Origin of the sequence: Bacillus yunxiaonensis, assembly GCF_037104695.1 — a bacterium.
In the GTDB taxonomy this organism is placed as follows: domain Bacteria; phylum Bacillota; class Bacilli; order Bacillales; family Bacillaceae_G; genus Bacillus_A; species Bacillus_A yunxiaonensis.
In genome coordinates this window covers 187,149-207,878 of sequence record NZ_JBAWSV010000001.1, presented here as the reverse complement: position 1 = coordinate 207,878, position 20,730 = coordinate 187,149, and the positions used below count along the sequence as shown (strand labels likewise).

Sequence of the window (20,730 nt, the reverse complement as noted above, 5' to 3'; positions counted from 1 at the left end):
ATTACTTATTCTAAAAGAAAACGAACAAAAATGGAATACTTTTTCGAAAAAAAGTATAAGTATGCATAAAAAAAGTCGTTTATTTTTGTATAAACGACTTTTCAAAGGTTATATTTGTAATTTATGTCTATTTCAACAGTCCTTCTTTTTGTAAAAATTCATGTGCTACGTTCTCTGCTGCTTTCCCTTCTACATTCACTTCATAATTCATTTTGCGCATTTCTTCATCGGTAATTTTTCCAGCAAGTTTGTTTAGTGATTTTTCAATCTCTGGATATTTCTTTAACGTTTCTTCGCGTAATAATGGTGCTCCTTGATAGGGCGGAAATAATCCTCTATCATCTTCTAGTACTTGTAGACCATATTGCTGTAATTCACTGTCTGTTGAATAGGCATCAATGACATTTACATCACCAGATTGAACCGCATTATAACGCAATTTTGGTTCCATTGTTTTTAAATTCGAAAACTGTATATTATATAGCTTTTGTATTCCTTTATATCCGTCTTCTCGATCTGCAAATTCAAGTGTAAATCCAGCTTTCATATGAGAAGAGACGTTTTTCAAATCAGAAATAGTTTTTATGTTATACTGCTCCGCGATTTGTTTTGGCACTGCTAATGCGTATGTATTGTTATATTTCATTGGTTTTAACAGCTTCATATTATATTTCTGCTCCATGCCATTTCGCGCCTGCTCATATACTCCTTGACGATCTGTACTTTTTGGTTCTTCTTTTACGAAAGTTGATAATGCTGTTCCTGAAAATTCCGGATAAATATCAATTTCTCCAGATTTTAATGCTTCAAATACAAAAGACGTTTTTCCAAAACCTGGTTTTGTTTCTACTTTTAAATCGGTATCCTGTTCAATTAATTGTTTATACATCTGAATTAAAATTTCCGGTTCTGAACCAAGCTTACCAGCAATTATGATATCTTTCTTCTGTGTACTCCAAAGAAAAGGTGCGATTATAATTACAACTACAGCAACTGTTGTAACAACTATTCGCCTTGATGAATATCCTGCACGCTCAATCATGCGTAGCACTCCATCAAAGAACAATGCTAATAGTGCAGCTGGAATAGCACCTAACAAAATAAGAGCGTGATCATTTCGATCAATTCCAAGCAAGATAAGCCTTCCTAATCCCCCGCCTCCAATTAAAGCGGCTAATGTCGCTGTACCAACAATTAGTACCATTGCTGTCCGAATCCCTGCCATAATAAAGGGCCAGGCAAGTGGTATTTCTACTTTCCATAATCGTCTCCAGCCGTTCATACCCATCGCTCTTGCCGCCTCAATAAGCGATGGATCTAGTTTGCGAATACCTGTATATGTATTTCTTAAAATAGGAAGCAATGCATAAGTAACAAGAGCGATTATAGCTGGAACCTTTCCGATACCAACTAATGGAATTAATAACCCAAGAAGCGCTAAGGAAGGAATGGTTTGCATGACAGCAGAAGTACCAATAACCCATTCGGCAATGCGTTCTCGTCTTGTTAACAAAATTCCAAGTGGAACCGCGATAAGAACTGCGAAGAATAAAGCAATCAACGAAATTTGTAAATGTTCCAAAAGAGCACTTAACAGTTCCTGTTTACGCTCTTGCATCGTTTGTAATAATGCTGACACTGTCTATCCCCTTTCTTTCATTTGATTGACTATGAACGATATGTTGACTTGTTAATGTACCAATATATGTACCATTTTGTTCGATTGGTATTTCTTTTTCATGTTTTAAACGAAGTAAAGCATCTTGCAAGGTAACTTCAGTCGATAGTGGGGTACCATCAACTCGTTTCCCTTCTTGTACCAATACGGATACTTTATCCTCTACTTTTCTATTATCATACCAAGTTGATAATCTTGGCTTCCCAATAAATTCTTCTACAAATGCATTTGCGGGATTTTGTAAAATGACTTCTGGCGTATCAAGTTGGACAACTTTTCCATCTTTCATTATACAAATGCGATCACCAAGCGATAACGCTTCTTGCATATCATGTGTTACGAAGACAATTGTTTTTTGAATCTTTCTTTGTAAGGCTACTAAATCACGTTGCAACTGCCCACGACTTAAAGGGTCCAGTGCACTAAATGGCTCATCCATTAAAACAATTTTCGGATTAGCAGCAAGTGCCCGCACAACACCAACACGCTGCTTTTGACCGCCAGATAATTCATCTGGCATACGTCCCCTATATATATTGGGATCCAAATCAACCATTTCTAATAATTCATCAACACGCTTTTGAATTTTCGTTTTACTCCATTTGCGCATTTCTGGTACAACCGCAATATTTTCTGAAATTGTCATATGCGGAAATAACGCAATTTGTTGCAATACATAGCCAATATCCCATCGTAATTCATGAATGTTATAATCCCGAATGTTCTTTCCATCAATAAAAATGTCGCCTTCTGTTGTTTCAATTAATCGATTAATCATCTTCATTGTCGTTGTTTTCCCACACCCACTCGGGCCAATCAAAACAAAAAATTCCCCTTTACGAATCTCTAACTGTAGAGAGTCTACTGCCTTCGTTCCATCATCAAATGTTTTTGAAACGTGTTCAAATTGAATCACATACACAACTCCTTTTTCATTCTCTCTTCCATTCTCACGGAAATTCGAGCTATTTTCAAATGATTTGTTTTTTTAAAAATAAAAAAGAGCTCTATATTGAGCTCTAATGATCCACTAAAATTGTTTTCATAATAGCTGCATATTCACGTATATATGCCTTTTTCTTTGAACGCTTTGGCGTTGGTGCAGCAAGCGATTCCATCCTCATCCCTAAACGATTTGCAATAATTTTTGTTCGGTATAAATGATAAGTGTTGCTTACTACAACAGCATGCTTCACATCATATAAATCAATAGAAAACTTTATATTTTCATATGTACTTGTAGAACGATCTTCGAGTAAAATTCGTTCTTCTTCAATACCGTTTTCCATTAAATAACGGCACATACTAAGTGCTTCTGGAATATCCTCGTCGTCTCCTTGCCCACCAGATACAACTACTTTTACTTTTGGATGTATCTGTAAATAACCTAGTGCTGCATCTAAGCGATATTGTAGTGATAATGATGGTTTATCTCCAAATAATTTTGCACCTAAAATTAAAACGTACGGTGCCGTATGGCTTACTTTTTCATTGGCAATTTTCTTAATGCGATATGTTATATAAACAACATATAATGGCGGCAATAACAACAGTAATAATAAAAACCATTTATTCATATAGCAGTTCTCTCCCTTTCCTTATATTATATAAAAGAAAGGGATTATGCAGAAGTACTTTATCTTGTGGTTCGCACTTGATTTCAAAAAATAGCGAGGTATCCATATTAAATATATATAAAGACTTGTAAAGATTGAATTTAAAAGCCTGTATTTCTTGTTGAAGAATCACACCCGTTTGTTTAAGTGTAATAATTCACAACCAAGATTCCAAGTTCTTCCTATTAACTCTTACCCACATGGACCACCATTTTTTTAGATAATCCATAATGTTCACATGAGTTAAAAAACAACATCAAAATGATGGTATTTTTTGTCCATCTGGGAGTAACAGAAAGAATTGCTTAGCAAAGTTTAGGTAGCTAATAGAAGGAAGCGGCTTAAAAATGCTAATTTTTCTCCATAACCATTTTTCAAGGGTACCCCTTAAAGATTAGATCCATCTGTCAGGAACACTCGTGTTATTCGGGACTATTTCTGGCTGCGCTGCGTCTCCTGCCTCTCCATATAACTGCGCATCTGTCGCATATATTCGGGTGCGTCCATCGGATTCCCGGCGATCATTTCAATGATACAGAGTCTTTCGGCACGTTCCTTTTCAGCTTGGGTTATAGCTTGATCAAGCTCTCCATAGGTCCGGACCGTAACAGTAAACGCGTTGCCTCCAAAGACTTCGGCCAGCTTAGTGTAAGACCATCGAGGGATTTGGTTGTACTTTTGATCTTCTGTTTTGACATTCAAATATTTCTCGATCGTATAACCATCGTTGTTCAAGACGAAGATTATGGGCTTGCAGCCGTAATAGAGCATGGAACTGATCTCCTGGGCTGTTAGTTGCAAGGAGCCGTCACCTGTAAACAGCAACACTCGGCGTTCCGGAGCGGCGATAACAGCACCGAACGCCGAGGGGGTTGCGTAACCGATGGATCCCCAGCCTCCTTGCCCAATATATGTTACATTGCTCGGCAGTCTCACCTCAGCCATTCCATTGTAGAACGTCCCTGTCTCGGCGATCACAATATCGCCTTCTTTCAGCATGCGCTGAAAAAGAGGATAATAGCCGGACGCCATTAGAGGCTCTTCGGCACTAGCTATGACTTGATCGTAAGGGAATAACAAATTTCCTGCCAAACCTTGACCTATGTAACCCACCTTCTGCACTGCAAGCAGCATGTCGGCTGCAAAAACATTCGGATATTCCGCCTCAGCGACCTTGACCATGTCCGGTTGAATATTGACAGTCACCAGCGGGTTCAGCTTTGCGGTAAAATTCGCAGTGTTGGTGTCCGCCCATAACATGCCGACCGCAATGATACAGTCTGCATTTTCCACCGTACTTTGGACTTGAGAACTTCCGAAAGAACCTAGGTACATTCCGATATAATTTGGATGGGTTTCGTCGAATGCCCCCTTTCCAAACATCATCGTCACAACAGGCACATTCATAGCGTCGGCCAGCCGTCGAACTGCTGTCTGAAGGCCAAAGCGCATTGTTTTGGCATCCACCAGAATAACCGGCCTGTGAGCACGCTCTAGCATCCGACGGACGTGATTCGCCGCAGCCTGAAGGGCTTTTAGGTTGGACGTTGGACGCGGCGGCATCGGCTCTTTCCGGGCATTGATCGGCTTGGTCACTATATCATCAGCCACAACCAGGTATACCGGCTTTTTCTTTTCCTTAGCAATGCGAATCGCAGCCGGAATTTCAATCTTGGCGTTTTCCGGCGTAAGCACCGCGGTATAAACCGTAATCTGCTCATACACCTTGCGGAAAACATCAAAATTCCCATCCATTAGGGTGTGGTGCATCAGCTTGTGTTCCTTTTGATCCTTCTCAGGAGGCGCACCCACAATGTGAATGATTGGCACATGCTCGCTGTTGGCTCCCGCTATCGCATTGCAGGCGCTGAGCTCCCCGACCCCGAAGGTCGTAATAAGAGCAGACATCCCTTTGATTCTTGCGTAGCCATCCGCAGCATAACCTGAGTTTAGTTCGTTCCTTCCATTTATAAACCGGATGCCGTTATACCGCTCCAGGGTATCAAGCAGTGTAAAATTATAGTCCCCTGCGACGCCGAAAATTTCGGTAATGCCCTCCAGCTTCAAGCAATCGAACAAATATTGGCCAACTGTTTTTTGAGCCGTTCCGGTTGGCGAGCCAGAGCCGCCCTCCGCCATCATTTTATCCATCGCTCACTCACTCCTTATCCATTTCTTGGGCTTGTTCTATGTAATAGTACCCTTTTAATAGTTCCCTTTCATTGAACAGGTTATCCGGCATGCGGAGCGATGAGCGATCTTCTGTGCGTTATATCCTTTAATTATTTTGTTCAAGTAATGGTAACATTGACGAAATGATATTATAAGAAAAGATAGTAGGGACATTCAATCCTTACTATCTTTTCTGTTAATATTTACATGTCTTTAAATTAAATCCCCGCTATGTTTCTAGCCTTGACGCTGCCCTGCATTTTGGGCATTGCGTGCTTTCTTTGAAGAAGTATGATCTTGCGTTTGATTTCCTTTATGCTTAGCAGAACCTAATGCTTTTGTTTTTCCCATATCATTTCACACCTTTTTTAGAATGTTACATCTATATGATGTGTATTAGATTCGCTACTATACAACCGTTTTATTGGTAATATCAACTCGTTCTTGTCGCTGCACTTTCACATACAAAAATCCCATACTCGCCGCGCCAATTAATAATATGCTCAGTGCATAAAACGGAACCATAACACCAATTTGGGACACAAATGTTGTAAAGGCAAGAAGAAGAATGACGCGTACACCTGTACCAACAAACCGAAATAGACTATCAACACGTCCAATTACTTCGTTTGGAACTTGTTCCATCATGAGCACATTGCGTGCAACACGTGTGCCAGCATTTCCAATCGCCATAAAAATAGCAAGGCCATACAGTAAAAAGACTGATGGCTTTATAATCATTACGGTAATTGAAATTGTATAAATGAACATCGTTAATACAATTGACACTTCTGTTTTTACATATTTCATAAGAATTGGAATACCAATTCCTGCAAACATTGCACCGATACCGTACATCATTCCTTCCGTACCATATACGGATCCACTTTCCTTTAACACATCCGAAATGTACACAGGCATTAAATAGTTTGTCATCATGACACCGATAAACGGCATATATGTCGCAAATAGAAACCAAAATAATTTCTTTCTTTTCTTCATAAAATGAACGCCTTCAAAAATTTGCTTTGTGAATGGTTGTTTTCCGCTTTCTGTACTCTGTCTTGTATAAGGAATAAATGACAACAATATAAATGCGCCTACATATGCTAACATATTGATGAATAAAATCCATTTCACAGCAACAATTGTAATCATAAAGCTGGCGACCGCACCAGCGATAACTTGTGTCAATTGTCCCTGTATTTCCATCGTTCCACTTAATGATTTATAATGTTCCGGTGCAAACGCTTCTTGATTAAAGGCGAAAATGTTCGGATAGAATACTAAATAATAAAATGAACCTGTTATATACAGTACAATGTAATGTATTGTTTCATAGGAATGACCTGTGAATCCCCAACATACCATAATACCAACAGCAATTGCTCCAATGGCTTCATTCACTAAGAGTAGCGTTTTACGAGAAAAACGATCAATACAATGTCCAATAAACGGTGTACACAAAAACATAACAAGTGTAGATATAATTGAAATATAGCCAAACATTGTATTTCCACCTGGTGATGTTACAAGTAACCACGAAATCGTAATCATCGTAATGCCGGAGCCAATGGCCGATAAGCTATTGGCTCCAAGAATATAGTACAACCGAGAATCACGGTAAAGAGATGACATATTAATCAGCTCCTAACTGTTTTTTCAGTTCTGGAAAAATGCTCATGTATCCTCTCAATTCTTTTAATAAATCCGCAATAAGTGGTTTTGCATCTTCACCTAGTTCTTCGTTCTGTACATGAAGACTATCAATGACAACCTGTTTCGGAATGACATTTGCATATACACCTCTTGCAACAATGCGCATACTATTTAATGCATTTATACCGCCTTTACCGCCGCCTGCAACTGCAAGAAGTCCAACCGGTTTATGCATAAACTCGCTGCTTCCAAGAAAATCAAATGCGTTTTTCAGTGCACCGCTCATTGCATTATGATACTCCGGTGTGCAAAGTACAACACCATCCGCTTCTTTTACAAGCTGCTTTAACTTTGTTACTGCTTGTAATTCATATTGAGAATTTTCTCCGTTATATAACGGAAGCGCTTCAATAGCTAAATCATATAATTCTCCATCATAAGTCTGTGCAATATGTTTTGCAATGACGCGAGTTTTACCAGATTTACGTGGTGTACCGTTAATTACAACTAGTTTCATGATTATTTCTCTCCCTTATTTGAATTTCTATGTTTATCTTATCAGAAAATTCCCTCTTATAAACCGTAAAAAAGACGGAAAACGATTGAGAAAATAGTATGAAAAAATAAAACAGAAACTCATACGAAAGTATGAGTTTCTGTTTTATTTCAATTACCCCTTCTTATACAACACCATGTTTTACCGCATACAGGGCTGCTTGCGTTCGATCATCTACATTTAATTTAGCAAGGACATTTGAAACATGTGTTTTTACAGTTTGTTCTGTAATATGTAGCTCCACTGCAATTTCCTTATTACTTCTTCCTTTAGCGATTTCACGCAGCACTTCTTTTTCCCGCTTCGTTAGCATAGATAAACTATCTTGTTTTATCTCAACTGTTGCTTGGCGTCCTAATAAAGCAGGCGTTACTTTCGGATGGAAATTAGCATTCCCTTGATAAACTGCAATAATAGAAGCTACAAGTTGATCCGGTTGTACTTCTTTTAATTGATATCCATCTGCACCTGCTTCGAGTGCTGGAAGAACATAATCTTGTTCTGAAAAACTGCTTAACATAAGTATTTTAATAGATGGATCATATTGTTTCATACGCTTCGTTGCTTCGATTCCATCCATTTTCGGCATCGACACATCCATTAATACGACATCAGGTCGTTTTTGTTGAATAAATTGCAATGCCTCTTCTCCATCTCCCACTTCACCAATAATGTCAAACTCTTCTTTTGTCTTTAAAAAGAAAACAAGACCTCTTCGTACAATGTGATGATCCTCTACAAGTAACAGTCTAATTTTCAATGAAATTCCCCTTTCAAATGGGTAATTGAATCCCAATTTTCGTTCCTTCTCCCGGTTTCGTTTGAATATGAAACTTCCCTTTCATTAACTCAATACGTTCTTGCATATTTTTCAAACCAAGCGCAGAATCTCTTACTTTTTCTTTCATAAACCCTACTCCGTTATCTTCGATTTGAAACTTCAACATATTGTTTTCTATTTTTATATGTACAAATACTTTTTCACAAGATGCGTGTTTTTTACAATTATGGAGCGCTTCTTGGCTAATACGCCATAGCATTTCTTCCATTTCATCGCTTATCGAAATAACTCCATCAATTCGCATGGTTACATGGATACCAAGTAAATTCCCATAATTCTGAATTGCTTCAGCAAGACCTTTTTCTAACCCCTCAGGTCGTAATTGCCAAATTAATAATGTCATCTCTTGCAGTGCCTCTTGTGATAACTCTCCTATATACATCAACATCTCTTGTAGTTCTTTATCCTTCGTCATATCAATCGTTCCTCTAGCCGTTAACATAATTGAAAAGAGAAGTTGTTTGACAGAATCATGTAAATCACGTGCTAGTCGATTTCTTTCTGCCACTACTACGTATTTTCGTTCTTTCTCAACCAACCTAATACGTTGAATCGTTGTCCCAATTTGAAGAGCAATCGCTTCTAATAAAGCTAATTCTCCTTCTGTAAAGTGCGTTTTATGGGGAGAAGCGACATTTAATAATCCAAACTTTTCCTCTCCTGCTTGAAGGGGAATCGTCGCATGATGAGTAATACTCTCTGTTTCTCCCCATTCAAATTCAATCGCATCTTCAATTCGCTTACATTCAATAATATTTGTTGCTTTTTGCAAACGTCCAGCAACAAATCGATCAATACACCAACAATCCCCTTCACACATTGGTTTCTTTTCTTCCCATGTAAGTGCTGGTGGCAAATTTGTATCGACAAGCATTCGATGCGTTCCTTTTTCATCAATAAAAAAAATCCATCCTGTTTGCAAATTCATAACTTGCAATAGCGTATGTAGTACTTTTTCTAACATTTTCTGCAAATCAGTCGCTTCATTTAATAACTCGGCAATTTCTTTTAACGCTTGTAATCGATGCATTTGTTTTTCATTTTCATTCATGTTCCATCACCATTTCTTATTATAACATCAAGAAAATTTCAAATACTACAAATAAATAAAAACTTCTATAATGTAGTGTAGTGCTTTCCGAGAAGAAAATAAAAAATCCCTCTTGGAAATAGCACTATTTTTATACCGTAAACAGTTGTTTTTTATCTTTTAAAACACTTACAGGAAGTTAGTATTTTCAGTCCTAATCTACCTCTGTTTCGATTAATTCAACATCGTCAGATGTTGAATCTCCCGCAAGCTTTAATGCTTCTTGATAAAACTTCTCCGAGCTGACATTTTTTGTTCTTTTGTCGTAAACAGAATCCCAAGGAATACCTGTTGCTTGTGCGTGTTTTACAGGGTCATATTTTTGCCCCGTTTTAAGCATCATATATAGGATTTTGGCAATCTTTCCACACATATGTCCAATTGCTGTTTTCCCATTCATTTTACGCTCTACAAGACGATGATAATAGGAGCTGAATACGGACGGTTGCTTTTTCATCGCAATGATAATCATCGCCATTTGAAAGAGAACACGACGTGCATCTCGAACACCACTAAAGGTCATTAAAGCGATTATGCTGCGAAATTTTCTTTACTATGAGGGTTTAGAGGCTCGTGGTAAAGAAAACGTGGAATAAATAACGTTCATCGGAGAATAGCTATCCCATGTTTTTTTATTTTTTGAAAGGGGGCTGGGGAAGAGTTCCCCAGTAGGGGTAGTGACAGGGTTGCTGTCATAGACTGCAAAGTATGAAACAATAAAACTATAAAAAGTGCGCCGTACAAGTGAATAACGTTAATTCATTGACTTTGCGATTTCTAACATTTTTTCTTTCGGTAATCTTGAACTTTGCATTTCTACATATGTTCCAGCTTGTGTCCAACGAAGTAAACCACCCATAATGAGTTCTCCGTTCTTATCCAATTTCCCACTATCTCCCCATTTTGAAAAATAACCTTTGTTTCCATTGATATCGATTTGTTCAGCACGAGGGAACTCTTCATCGAATAATGGAATTCTTTTGCTCAGATGAATAGCAACCATCAGCTTTGTATCCTTGCTATCCATATAATGTAGCCTTATCCAAGGGGATGTTTTTGTATCTAATGTCCAATCATCTGGAATCTTTTTTGGAAATAAAATAGTGAAATCAACTTTTCTCTGTATTTCTGGAATAGTGGTGCTGTTGTGATTATACTTAATTTCTTTAGCCATGATTGTCATTGGATAACTAATTAAAAGTATAAAGGTAATGAATAAACGAAATGGAACTATCAATTTATTACCTCGATTCTAATTAATTTTTCTGACAGGTAGTATTTCCAAACTATCATTTTTTATTAAATAACCTGTCTCTTTTGTTTAACGAAGGATCATGTATGTTCCATACACATTCAGTTAACCTTTCTGTGTCTCACAATCATGTAGCATAATCCAAAAAATTGAAACCCGATAGGGTTTATTTGGTATGCAAATCTTTAAAGAACTTACACTGGATCTTTAGAAAAAAGAAAAAATCTCACGTGAAATTAAACTTATACAATCTTAGCTTGATGGGCATGGGGTAGCACGCACATTTTAACATTTTTATACGCTAAGGGATTCTCAAAACTCATTTCTGCTAATTCCATTTGAGATTTTGATTTAGAGATAAGTTTTGAGACAGATTTAAAGCTATCTTTACGACATTTTAAGGTGAATTTTGTTTGTCTCAAATACCTACGTTTTTGAGACTTCTTTATGCTTTTTATTTGTATTTGATAATTTAAAAAACCTAAAATATACATAAACTTGCACATTTTAGGCTCATTATTTTTATTGGGGTAAAGATACCCTTAGCGACAGAAAAATGGTCAAGAGATTTCATCCGAAAAAAAATCGTGTATAATAGTTGAAGAATCCATTTCGATGTATAGAACACTATACTATTCGAAATAACATCAGAATCTAGGAGGGATATAATGAACGATACGCTTGAGCTATTTCGTTACCATGTTTGGGCTAATAAAAGAGTTTTTGATCATTTAAAGAAACTTCCTGATGATCTGTATCGTAGACCGCTAAAAAGTGTATTTCCTACCATCAGCGATGCATTAGCACATATCTATTCTGTGGATAACACTTGGATAAGCATAATGTCCCATGAAAGTCCTGAGGACATTTATGCTGCAATGACTAGCTCGCGTGAAGAGGTAAACGATGCCACGCTCGATGCATTTGAGGCTTACTTTGATAAAATAACGGCTCGATATGAAGAGTTTATTTTGAACCATCAATCTAATTTAGAGACAATATCTGAGTATCCGCTTAAATTCGGTGTGTTGCGGGCTAATTACAACGATCTCATTAGACACGTGGTTAATCACGGCACATATCACCGTGGTAATATTACTGCAATGCTTAGACAAATGGGTTATGAAGGTATTTCTACAGACTATGGATTTTACCTTTTTGAACTGAAACGATGAACACTCCCTCGGGGGTGTTTCTTTATAAAGGTCGTCCTCGATTTGTCTCCGAAGTATTTTCTCCTGTATTTTCTTCACGTTTCCAATCGTTACATGTAAATCTAGGGCGAATTGATGTCCATCTACGATATTCGTAAATTTAGTCCCTTAGCGTATATTTTCGTTAAAATGTTGGCGGTACGCCAAATTCGTAAGATGAGCTTTATTTAAGTTTTAAAGGTTTCTTTTGTTATTTTGTTATACTACTCATTCATTGAATAAAAAAACATGTATTCCGTATACATGTCAGGTTAACATAACGTAACATTATCGGGATTCAATGTATTTAGAAGACTATTAAAAGTCCTCCAGATTGTTTAACTGGAGGACTTTCGTATTCACATAATTATCGAAAGCGGAAGTTATTTTGGAGATAGGTTTGCTTACTCCTGGAAGGAGACTCAATTCTTATGGTTCTATAACGCTGTGTTAAACTTCTTGTTATTCTTTTCCGCTAAACTCTAAAATATTTAAACCCTCAGATTCTTTTGGTGATTCAAAAAAACTAGTAACATGAATAAACACCGCTTCCGTGTCAAAAGCTTCCCTTTCGGGTTGTTCGTTACGCCTTTGTGCAATTTGACGTAGGCATTGCTCGTTATTTAGATTAAGGAAAATGAGTTGATGGCTTGCATTGACTTCTGATGCCATATCCAAAAACCATTTTCGCAGTTTTTGAGTGTTAGCTGGAAAATCCATCACTACATCTGTACCGACACTTAATATGTTTTGGACATGTTTTTTCACCAACGGTTTGAGCTGTGCTGAGAATTTTAGATAGTCCTCAAATGATGCCAACTGATTGGGATAAAGAGATGACAGCCATTCATCCTCAGACAACAGTACCGCATTTTTATCTATCGCCCATTGTTTTGATTTAGTTGATTTTCCTGCACCCATTTTTCCACAGAAAAAGTATAGCGTGCCCAATTGTTTCATATTTTTTAACTCCTCGTGTTTATTTTATTTTTCTACCTCTAAACCGAACTACCTAAGTTTAACCGCTTCTCCTTTTTTTTAATTGTACCATTTCAAAATAACGGTTTGTCAGGATTTTCAGATGTATATTGTATACATGATTGGTTAACATAACGCAACATTATCGGGATTCAATGTATTTAGAAGACTATTAAAAATCCTCCAGATTGTTTAACTGGGGGACTTTCGTGTTCACATAATTATTGTTGTAGGAAACTAATAAAGTAATCAGGTTTACTTCAGTAAAATAAGGTATATTATATTTGTTGAATAGATTTTCTTTAAAGACAAGAAAAGTAGGTGAACAAAGTGGGAAAATATCAATTGGATTACAAAAGTCAGGTAGCTGTGACAAAGTTTCATGAAAAACAGACGCCTGCCAAATTTGATAAAAAGCAGCAAATTGAAAAATTGCGTGCGGAGTATTTGAAAAAGAAGCAAAAACAAACAGATAAATAAATTGTGAAAAATGCTATAAATATTTATTCATAGAGAGTTAACATAACGTCCTATTATGGGAATTCAATGTATTTAGAAGCCTATTAAAAGTCCTCCAGATTGTTTAACTGGAGGACTTTTGTGTTCACATAATTATCGTTCTCGGAAGTGTATTTAAAACCACCATTAACTTAATAAGAGTCTAATATCTCAAGTTTCTTAGCTAATACCCAACCACTTAGACCATAAGATGCACAAATGTTGTAATAAAAATAATTCCCTTTTATTAATGTTTCCTCTAATTCTTTAATATCTTCATAGCATATAGGCCAGCAATAAGATTTTTGTTGCTCTAATAATTTCTTATTCTCTTTAAAAAAATCTGGAAGTGGAACTTTGTCTATATTAAAAATAATGCTGTTACTTATTTGGGTTTCAAAAAAATGTGCTAAGACACCTGAAAAAACTATATATACATTGTCTCCTGATTCAGTAAGAGTGTGAATACGAATTTCTTCTTTCTCAAGATTAACTTGGTATGAAACAATTGTATTATCGTGAACACTTATCATAATTTCACTCCTTAAATTATAGATATTTGATTTTTGTTTCTTCAATATTATTTTTCTAATTGTAACATTTGAGAGAACTGACTCATTAAGGTTTTTAGATGTATAGGATATTCATATAAGGTTAACATAACGTAACATTATCAGCAGTAACCAAACCCCAGAAAGCCATTCATGCCAAGAATTTGCCAGCCTTCCGTTCCCTCTACTGTATGCAGGATTTCATGTATCCCTGTCACAATAGCATTTGGCAGTTCAAATCGGTCTCGTTGCCTACATGAAATTCTGCATATCCTTAGCGTATAAAATCCGCGTTTTGTCGTCAGTACCCCATGCCCATCAAGCTAATATTTTGAAGTACCCCCAAAACGAAATTTTTATCTCTTGATATTTATTTATGAAAATTAAATTCATTTTTTCGTTTTGGGTAACAGCCAATTTCTTAAGTTGATGGATGTGTTGCTACCCTAATAAGTGCTAATCGTTGATTGTATTGAATTTTAAGTAAATCTATTATGTTGCTTGACATGGTTAAATGCTATAATAGTAAATTGTGGATAAAGGATATGCCTTATATGTTTAGAGAGGTGATGAATTATGCTTAATAAGCCGAGTGATTATATTGAAGCTGGTTTGAAGCTGGAGTTGGAAGAAGATTTAAAATACTTATTTAATTCAACAGCTGATATAAAGATGGTACCAAAGGGTACAATTGTTTTAAGGCAGGGGCAAAGAGTTTCTTCACTGTATTATATTCATAAAGGAATTATGAGAGGCTATTATATAGATGCTGCAGGGAATGATGTGACAAAATGTTTTGCAGCTGAAACGGAATTTGCCTGTGCAGAGGGTTTATTAAGAGTTGAAGAAGCTAGATTTAGTGTAGAAAGCCTGCAAGACAGCATTTGTGTAGTTATTCCGTATAATGCCATAGACCAAGGTATGAAGAAAACTAATCAAATGAAGGTTATATTCGCTAATTATATTCAGAAGATTCTTGTTGGTATGCTAAATCGAGAACAGGCGTTACTTATGAAAGATGCACTGGAAAGGTACATGGAGTTTAAAAGAGAGTATTCTTCTTTAGAAAGTAGAATAAATCAATCATATATTGCTTCTTATATTGGAATTAGAGCAAGCTCACTTAGTAGAATTAAGAGAAGTATGAAAATAGAATAAACGTTTTTAGGAAACATCAAATAAAAGTATTTGGTGTTTTTTTATTGCAATTTACATATGTCAATTACAACAGGCTATTATCGCATTATGATAGCTGGTGTAATCACTGATTTAGGAGGATTTATTTATGAAGAAAATTTCCTTGGTAACAGGTGCAAATGGTCATTTGGGTAACAACTTGGTAAGGGAATTATTAAAAAGAGGAGAAACTGTTAGAGCAAGTGTACGAGATTTAAATGACAAAGAACCATTTATAGGCCTTGATTGTGAGATCGTCTACGCCGATTTGAGGGATAAAGACTCACTTCATAAAGCACTTGATGGAGTAAATACCTTATATCAAGTAGCTGCTGTATTTAAACATTGGGCACAAGATCCTGAAAAAGAGATAATTATTCCTAATGTTGAGGCAACTCAAAATATAATGGAGGCTGCTAAAGAAGCAAATGTAAGAAAAATAGTATATGTAAGCTCCGTAGCAGCATTGTCATTGGACAAGACAAACTTAAAGGGTAAAATTGATGAAACTACATGGCTTGAAAACAGTCATGGAAATGCATACTTTGATTCAAAAGCACGAGCTGAAAGAACAGCTTGGGAGCTGGCAGAAAAATATGATTTGGATATGGTTAGCGTCCTTCCTGGTGCAATGATTGGTGGAGAGTTTTTAAAGAAAACTCCAACCATACTGGCCTTCGATAGTATTCTTTTAGGAAAGATGAAAGTTAACTATATAAGTGAAATGACGCCAATAGATGTAACTGATGTTGTGAAAGGTATGATTACTGCAGCGGAAAAAGGTGTAAGAGGTACAAGATATATCTTAGCTAATGAAGAGCCTGTAACTTCAGATGATATCATTAAAATTGCAAAAAAATTTATTCCTAGTCTTGAGATACCACAAAAATATACTAAAGAACAGTTGTTAAATTTAGCTGATAAACTTGAGTCTGAAGCAAAGGAAAAGAATACTCAGCCATCACTACTTAGAAGTCAGGTAGAATTATATTATGGTGGAATAAATAGACACTATGACCTTACTACATCAAGACAGGATTTGAATTTTAATCCTAAGTTGGGTGAAGTGGCATTAGAAGAGTATTTTAAACGGGTTTTTGCTAGCCTAAGAAAAAAATCCTTATAATGAATCGGCTACACTTAACTGGACAATAAAATAAAGGTCAAGTAGACTTACCGCCAATTCTGGGCATACTTCTAACTCACATAAGTGAACAGTCCCAGAAACTTTATATGGGGTCCCACCACATCGCCATCAAGTTAAGAGGAATTTGTATCTATATAACGAAAAAAACGCTATTCTTTTTGTAGAAATATACAAAAAGGATGGCGTTTTTGATGAATCCTATCATTTCAAATGAACTGAATCTTTTCGCACAAGAGCTACAATACTTTTTATCTCCAGTAGTCCTACAAGATATCGCCAAACAAGTTGGCTTTGTACAGCGATCTAGTAAGTATCAAGCAAACGAACTCATTGCCCTTTGCGTATGGCTAAGTCAAGAAATCGCTAGCGCATCACTTACACAATTGTGCAGTCAGTTAGAAGCTTCAACAGGGGTACTGATGAGCTCAGAAGGATTGAATCAACGCTTTAATCCAGCCGCTGTCGCATTTCTTCGAGAAGTCTTTACTTCTCTTCTCACACAAAAACTCTGTTCAAATCACTCACTTTCTGCACACATGATCTCTACTTTCAATCGTATCCGTATTTTAGATGCGACAATGTTTCAACTGCCTGAACATTTCGCCACTAACTATCAAGGGTCAGGTGGGAGTAGTAATACGGCAGGCGTAAAAATTCAATTGGAATATGATTTACTTAGTGGTCAATTTCTTAACGTGCAGCTTGGACCAGGAAAGAATAATGATAAAACATACGGTACCATCTGCATTGAAACCATAGAGGCGGGCGATTTGTGTTTACGTGATCTTGGTTACTTCGATTTAGGAGACTTACAAACTATTCATGATAAAGAGGCTTACTATATCTCGCGGTTGAAGCTGAATACACGCATTTATATCAAGAACCCTGAGCCAGGATACTTCAACAACGGCACGTTAAAAAAGCAAACAGAATACATACAGCTTGATATGACACAAATGATGTCGAGCCTAATCCCCGGTGAAACGATAGAAATCTCCGAGGCATACATTGGGCAAAATCAGAAGCTTCCAGCACGTGTCATTATCCATCGTTTAACCGATGATCAAACGCAAACACGCCTGAAAAACCAAGCGATACGTGAAAAGAAGAAAGGCATTGTCATGAAGGATAAAAGTAAACGTTTAATGGGCATGAATGTATATATCACGAACACGTCGCTAGAAGAAGTACCAACGAACTACGTGTACTCATTGTATTCACTTCGTTGGCAGATTGAAATTTTGTTTAAAACCTGGAAGTCATTTTTTGAAATTGATGAATGTAAAAATATTAAAAGAGAACGCCTAGAATGTCATTTATATGGACAACTCATCGGCATTCTCCTCTGTTCTTCTACGATGTTTCAAATGCGACAGTTTCTGCTTGAAAAGACAAAGCAGGAACTGAGTGAATACAAAGCGATTTATATGATTAAAGACTATTTTCCATTACTGTTTCAAGCGATAGCCGTTGGAACAGAGGAACTTTTGAAAATTCTGCATCGCCTTTATCAGCTGCTTAAAAAGAACGGTCGTAAATGTCATAGATATAAGAAGATGACCGTCTTTGATATTCTAGGGATTGTGTATAAAACGACGGTGAAGCATAGACAAGCTGCCTAGCGAAAAAATCGCGTTTTAATAGGCTTCTTTAGCATGCCTATTTTTCTATCACTTGCTAGTTTTGAAACAAGGATCATTTTGTATCTATTAATTTACTTTGTTAGCTTGATGGGCATGCGTCAGTACCCCTTAAAGAAAATTGGATTTTTAGGTTAAAATTTAGAAGAGGTTGTGAAATTCTGTACTTAAAGTAACTGGCAGGATAATTGAACAAAGTTAGGAAAGAATATACCATAAAAAGGTTCGAGAAAATGAAAAAAATCGTTTTTGTAGTCTTGGTTTTGTTAATTTCTATTGGTACAGTTGAGAAAGTATCTGCTCGTTCTTTACAATCAACTGATGATACATTAGAAGCTGTTAAAAACCAAGAATTATCAATAATACAAGCAATTGAATTAGCATATCCATCTGCATTGAAATGGAATAAAAACGCTCAATTATTACAGGGAGTTAATATAGACAGAGATAAGCCCGGGAAGTCAATTGGGAGCAATGGTAAAAGAAAATACTGGAATATTGATTTTGGGGTGCCAGATACTAATAAAATATTTTTAGTCACTATCTATGAGGGAAAAATTGTTGAAGCAAAGGACGTAACTGGGAAAGGTGATTCTCCTTATCCTAAAGAAAGGTTTATAAGATTGGAAGATATTAACTACGACTCTCCTCAGTTACTTAAAAAAGCATTAGAATTAGGTGATATTCATCCAGGTAAAGATTGGGCTAAAGGCTATAATTTTATAATTAGAAAAGACACAGAGAGAAACATTAACCTAATATTAGTGATAGGTTGGAATGGTGACCAGACAAAAATGAAAGCAGTGGGCTTTAATGCTTCAACAGGAGAATATATTAAACCATAGTATGTAATTTGTTGTTTCTTCTTCAACAATTAAAAGAGCGATACATATTAGTCATGTATAATATGTATCGCTCTTTATTTTTTATGACTTTTTACGATTTAGATCTTGATAATATCTAATCCTTACTATCTTTACTCATAATATTTATATGTCTTTAATAAAAAAAGACCCTCTTGCTGCGGAGTCTTTTTTCTATGTACGCCAATGCTCCAAAATAAAGGAAAGAGTTACTGCTCAAGAGCGTACCCACATTATAGAAAGAGATGCACTGGTATTATCATTATATTTCATATTGTATTGTATCATCTAATAGTTTTCTAGATAGTTGATTATTCTTATTTTTAAGTTCCTCGATGCTTCACATCTGCGGATACGCCTCCCGCTATGGGCTATTTCCTCCTCCAAAACCAATTAACCCCTTATATAATTCCTCTGTTTTAAACTCTTTCGCGTATAGTATGTAGTCTTTTACTTTTAACTAATTTATTCTGAAAAGACTACGGAAATAAAGGAATTCAAAAAATTATAGAGAAAAATAGAAAAGGGAATTTATACCTCCTGAATTTTTTCAACATTAAAACAAGAGAAGAAAGGTATGAGTAATTTGAGTGTATTGAACAAATTAATTGAACAAGCTAAAAATCCAAAAGGTTTTGTCGGATCATCTATGCTATGCATCATGAATGTGGCTCATACCAGTATGACCAAATGGGCTTTAAGCAACATTGAAATTATTGAACATGCGAACGTGCTCGATATTGGTTGCGGCGGGGGGAAAACAGTACATACTCTCTCGAAAATGAATCCTCACGGAAAAATATACGGTATAGATTATTCCGAACAGGCAGTAGAAAACTCTATCAAAACAAATAAAAAAGATGTGGATTCAGGAAAAGTTCTTATAAAACAAGCAAGTGTATCTTCTATTCCTTTTTCAAATCACTTTTTTGATATGATTACTGCATTTCAAACACATTATTTTTGGCCAGATTTAGAGAATGATATTAAAGAAATATTTCGTGTGTTAAAACCAAATGGCTATTTTATCATTGTGGCTGAGCTCTATAAAATAAAGTATCATATGACAAAATTTAAAACAAAAGAAGATGTAGAAAAATTACTAAAAGAAACTGGATATAACAACGTGATATTTCATGAACATAGGGGATCGATTTGTATAGTTGCAAGAAAATAGCAAAAACGCCAGAATCCTTATTTTTCTGGCGTTTTTTCCTTTTACTTTACTTCAGCTTGTAAACAAGACTTTAAGTGCTGTAATGCAAATTTATGCCCTTGGTCATTAAATGACGCAACTGCCTTTTCGTATACGGCAATACGAAATCCCTTGTTATAAGCATCTACTGCTGTATGTAACACACAAATATCTGTGCAAACACCAACAAGATGCACTTCTTGTATCCCTCTTTCTCGAAGCTTAATTTCTAAGTCCGTTCCAGCAAAAGCGCTGTACCGTGTTTTATCCATGTAGTATACATTTTCATTATTTTTGTATTTTTCGTATACATTTTGCAATTCACCGTATAAATCTCTTCCTCTTGTTTCTGCTATATTATGCGGTGGAAATAATCTAGTCTCTGGATGATAAGAATCATTTTCTACATGTTTATCAACGGCAAACACAACATAATCTCCAGTTTCAATATGCTGCTTCGTTATTTCTACAATATACTCTTCTATAACTTGCGCTGGTTTTCCACATGTTAGCGCCCCATCTTCTGCTACAAAATCATATGTATAATCAATATTAATAAGTGCTCGTTTCATCTTTCCTCTTCCTTTCGTTTCACATTAAACAATAGAAAACGTGTTATAACGAC

19 protein-coding genes and 1 pseudogene are annotated in these 20,730 nt (G+C 36.1%); 7 read left to right on the top strand and 13 right to left on the bottom strand.

Translation table 11 applies throughout. From position 1 onward, the window contains the following. Positions 1 to 127 precede the first annotated feature (127 nt). From WAX78_RS01085 to WAX78_RS01040, 10 genes and pseudogenes are all read right to left on the bottom strand, one after another. Positions 128 to 1,618 carry an ABC transporter permease/substrate-binding protein gene (locus WAX78_RS01085; protein WP_413789161.1) on the bottom strand — a complete coding sequence of 497 codons (1,491 nt, stop codon included), beginning with the start codon at positions 1,616 to 1,618 and terminating at the stop codon, positions 128 to 130. Then, complete coding sequence (locus WAX78_RS01080) at positions 1,605 to 2,594, bottom strand: ABC transporter ATP-binding protein (protein ID WP_413789144.1); 990 nt, start codon at positions 2,592 to 2,594, stop codon at positions 1,605 to 1,607. The genes WAX78_RS01085 and WAX78_RS01080 overlap by 14 nt, the downstream gene beginning before the upstream one ends. A 103-nt stretch (positions 2,595 to 2,697) precedes the next feature. After that, complete coding sequence (locus tag WAX78_RS01075; RefSeq protein WP_336480469.1) at positions 2,698 to 3,255, bottom strand: YdcF family protein; 558 nt, start codon at positions 3,253 to 3,255, stop codon at positions 2,698 to 2,700. A 471-nt stretch (positions 3,256 to 3,726) separates the two neighbouring features. After that, positions 3,727 to 5,445: an alpha-keto acid decarboxylase family protein gene (locus WAX78_RS01070; protein WP_336480468.1), complete on the bottom strand. Its 1,719-nt coding sequence runs from the start codon at positions 5,443 to 5,445 to the stop codon at positions 3,727 to 3,729. Between the two features lie 429 nt (positions 5,446 to 5,874). Then, complete coding sequence (locus WAX78_RS01065) at positions 5,875 to 7,104, bottom strand: MFS transporter (RefSeq protein ID WP_336480467.1); 1,230 nt, start codon at positions 7,102 to 7,104, stop codon at positions 5,875 to 5,877. Between the two features lies 1 nt (position 7,105). Beyond that, positions 7,106 to 7,642, bottom strand: coding sequence for an NADPH-dependent FMN reductase (locus tag WAX78_RS01060; RefSeq protein ID WP_336480466.1), 537 nt, complete (start codon positions 7,640 to 7,642; stop codon positions 7,106 to 7,108). 163 nt (positions 7,643 to 7,805) lie between these two features. After that, positions 7,806 to 8,441 (bottom strand): response regulator transcription factor, encoded by a 636-nt coding sequence (locus WAX78_RS01055; protein WP_336480465.1) that lies wholly within the window; start codon positions 8,439 to 8,441, stop codon positions 7,806 to 7,808. A 13-nt stretch (positions 8,442 to 8,454) separates the two neighbouring features. Continuing rightward, entirely contained in the window at positions 8,455 to 9,573 is a 1,119-nt protein-coding gene (locus tag WAX78_RS01050; protein WP_336480464.1) for a GAF domain-containing sensor histidine kinase, read from the bottom strand. A gap of 193 nt (positions 9,574 to 9,766) precedes the next feature. Next, positions 9,767 to 10,135: pseudogene (locus WAX78_RS01045) on the bottom strand (IS110 family transposase); the annotation flags it as partial. 231 nt (positions 10,136 to 10,366) lie between these two features. Next, complete coding sequence (locus tag WAX78_RS01040; protein ID WP_336480463.1) at positions 10,367 to 10,795, bottom strand: DUF4367 domain-containing protein; 429 nt, start codon at positions 10,793 to 10,795, stop codon at positions 10,367 to 10,369. 737 nt (positions 10,796 to 11,532) lie between these two features. Here WAX78_RS01040 and WAX78_RS01035 point away from each other — a divergent pair. Beyond that, a complete protein-coding gene (locus WAX78_RS01035) occupies positions 11,533 to 12,039 on the top strand; it encodes a DinB family protein (protein ID WP_336480462.1) in 507 nt (168 codons plus the stop codon). 480 nt (positions 12,040 to 12,519) lie between these two features. Here the strand turns inward: WAX78_RS01035 and WAX78_RS01030 are convergent, their stop codons facing one another. Further along, a complete protein-coding gene (locus WAX78_RS01030) occupies positions 12,520 to 13,017 on the bottom strand; it encodes a P-loop nucleotide/nucleoside kinase family protein (RefSeq protein ID WP_270709576.1) in 498 nt (165 codons plus the stop codon). Between the two features lie 339 nt (positions 13,018 to 13,356). Here WAX78_RS01030 and WAX78_RS01025 point away from each other — a divergent pair, with 339 nt between their 5' ends. Further along, positions 13,357 to 13,515, top strand: a complete 159-nt coding sequence (locus WAX78_RS01025) for a hypothetical protein (RefSeq protein ID WP_336481382.1) — start codon at positions 13,357 to 13,359, stop codon at positions 13,513 to 13,515. Positions 13,516 to 13,685: 170 nt separating this feature from the next. Here the strand turns inward: WAX78_RS01025 and WAX78_RS01020 are convergent, their stop codons facing one another. Then, positions 13,686 to 14,066, bottom strand: a complete 381-nt coding sequence (locus tag WAX78_RS01020; RefSeq protein WP_336480461.1) for a hypothetical protein — start codon at positions 14,064 to 14,066, stop codon at positions 13,686 to 13,688. A gap of 594 nt (positions 14,067 to 14,660) precedes the next feature. Between WAX78_RS01020 and WAX78_RS01015 the strand changes: the two genes are divergently transcribed. The 5 genes from WAX78_RS01015 (at position 14,661) to WAX78_RS00995 (ending at position 20,087) form a co-directional block, all read left to right on the top strand. Beyond that, positions 14,661 to 15,242, top strand: coding sequence for a Crp/Fnr family transcriptional regulator (locus WAX78_RS01015; protein ID WP_336480460.1), 582 nt, complete (start codon positions 14,661 to 14,663; stop codon positions 15,240 to 15,242). Between the two features lie 127 nt (positions 15,243 to 15,369). Further along, positions 15,370 to 16,386 carry an NAD-dependent epimerase/dehydratase family protein gene (locus WAX78_RS01010; protein ID WP_336480459.1) on the top strand — a complete coding sequence of 339 codons (1,017 nt, stop codon included), beginning with the start codon at positions 15,370 to 15,372 and terminating at the stop codon, positions 16,384 to 16,386. A gap of 212 nt (positions 16,387 to 16,598) precedes the next feature. Continuing rightward, the gene (locus tag WAX78_RS01005; protein WP_336480458.1) at positions 16,599 to 18,029 is read left to right on the top strand and encodes an IS4 family transposase; all 1,431 of its coding nucleotides are present in this window, start codon (positions 16,599 to 16,601) and stop codon (positions 18,027 to 18,029) included. A gap of 251 nt (positions 18,030 to 18,280) precedes the next feature. Next, complete coding sequence (locus WAX78_RS01000) at positions 18,281 to 18,892, top strand: hypothetical protein (RefSeq protein ID WP_336480457.1); 612 nt, start codon at positions 18,281 to 18,283, stop codon at positions 18,890 to 18,892. 604 nt (positions 18,893 to 19,496) lie between these two features. Then, positions 19,497 to 20,087, top strand: a complete 591-nt coding sequence (locus WAX78_RS00995; protein ID WP_336481326.1) for a class I SAM-dependent methyltransferase — start codon at positions 19,497 to 19,499, stop codon at positions 20,085 to 20,087. Positions 20,088 to 20,128: 41 nt separating this feature from the next. Here the strand turns inward: WAX78_RS00995 and WAX78_RS00990 are convergent, their stop codons facing one another. Then, the gene (locus tag WAX78_RS00990) at positions 20,129 to 20,677 is read right to left on the bottom strand and encodes a cysteine hydrolase family protein (protein WP_336480456.1); all 549 of its coding nucleotides are present in this window, start codon (positions 20,675 to 20,677) and stop codon (positions 20,129 to 20,131) included. Positions 20,678 to 20,730: the final 53 nt, after the last annotated feature.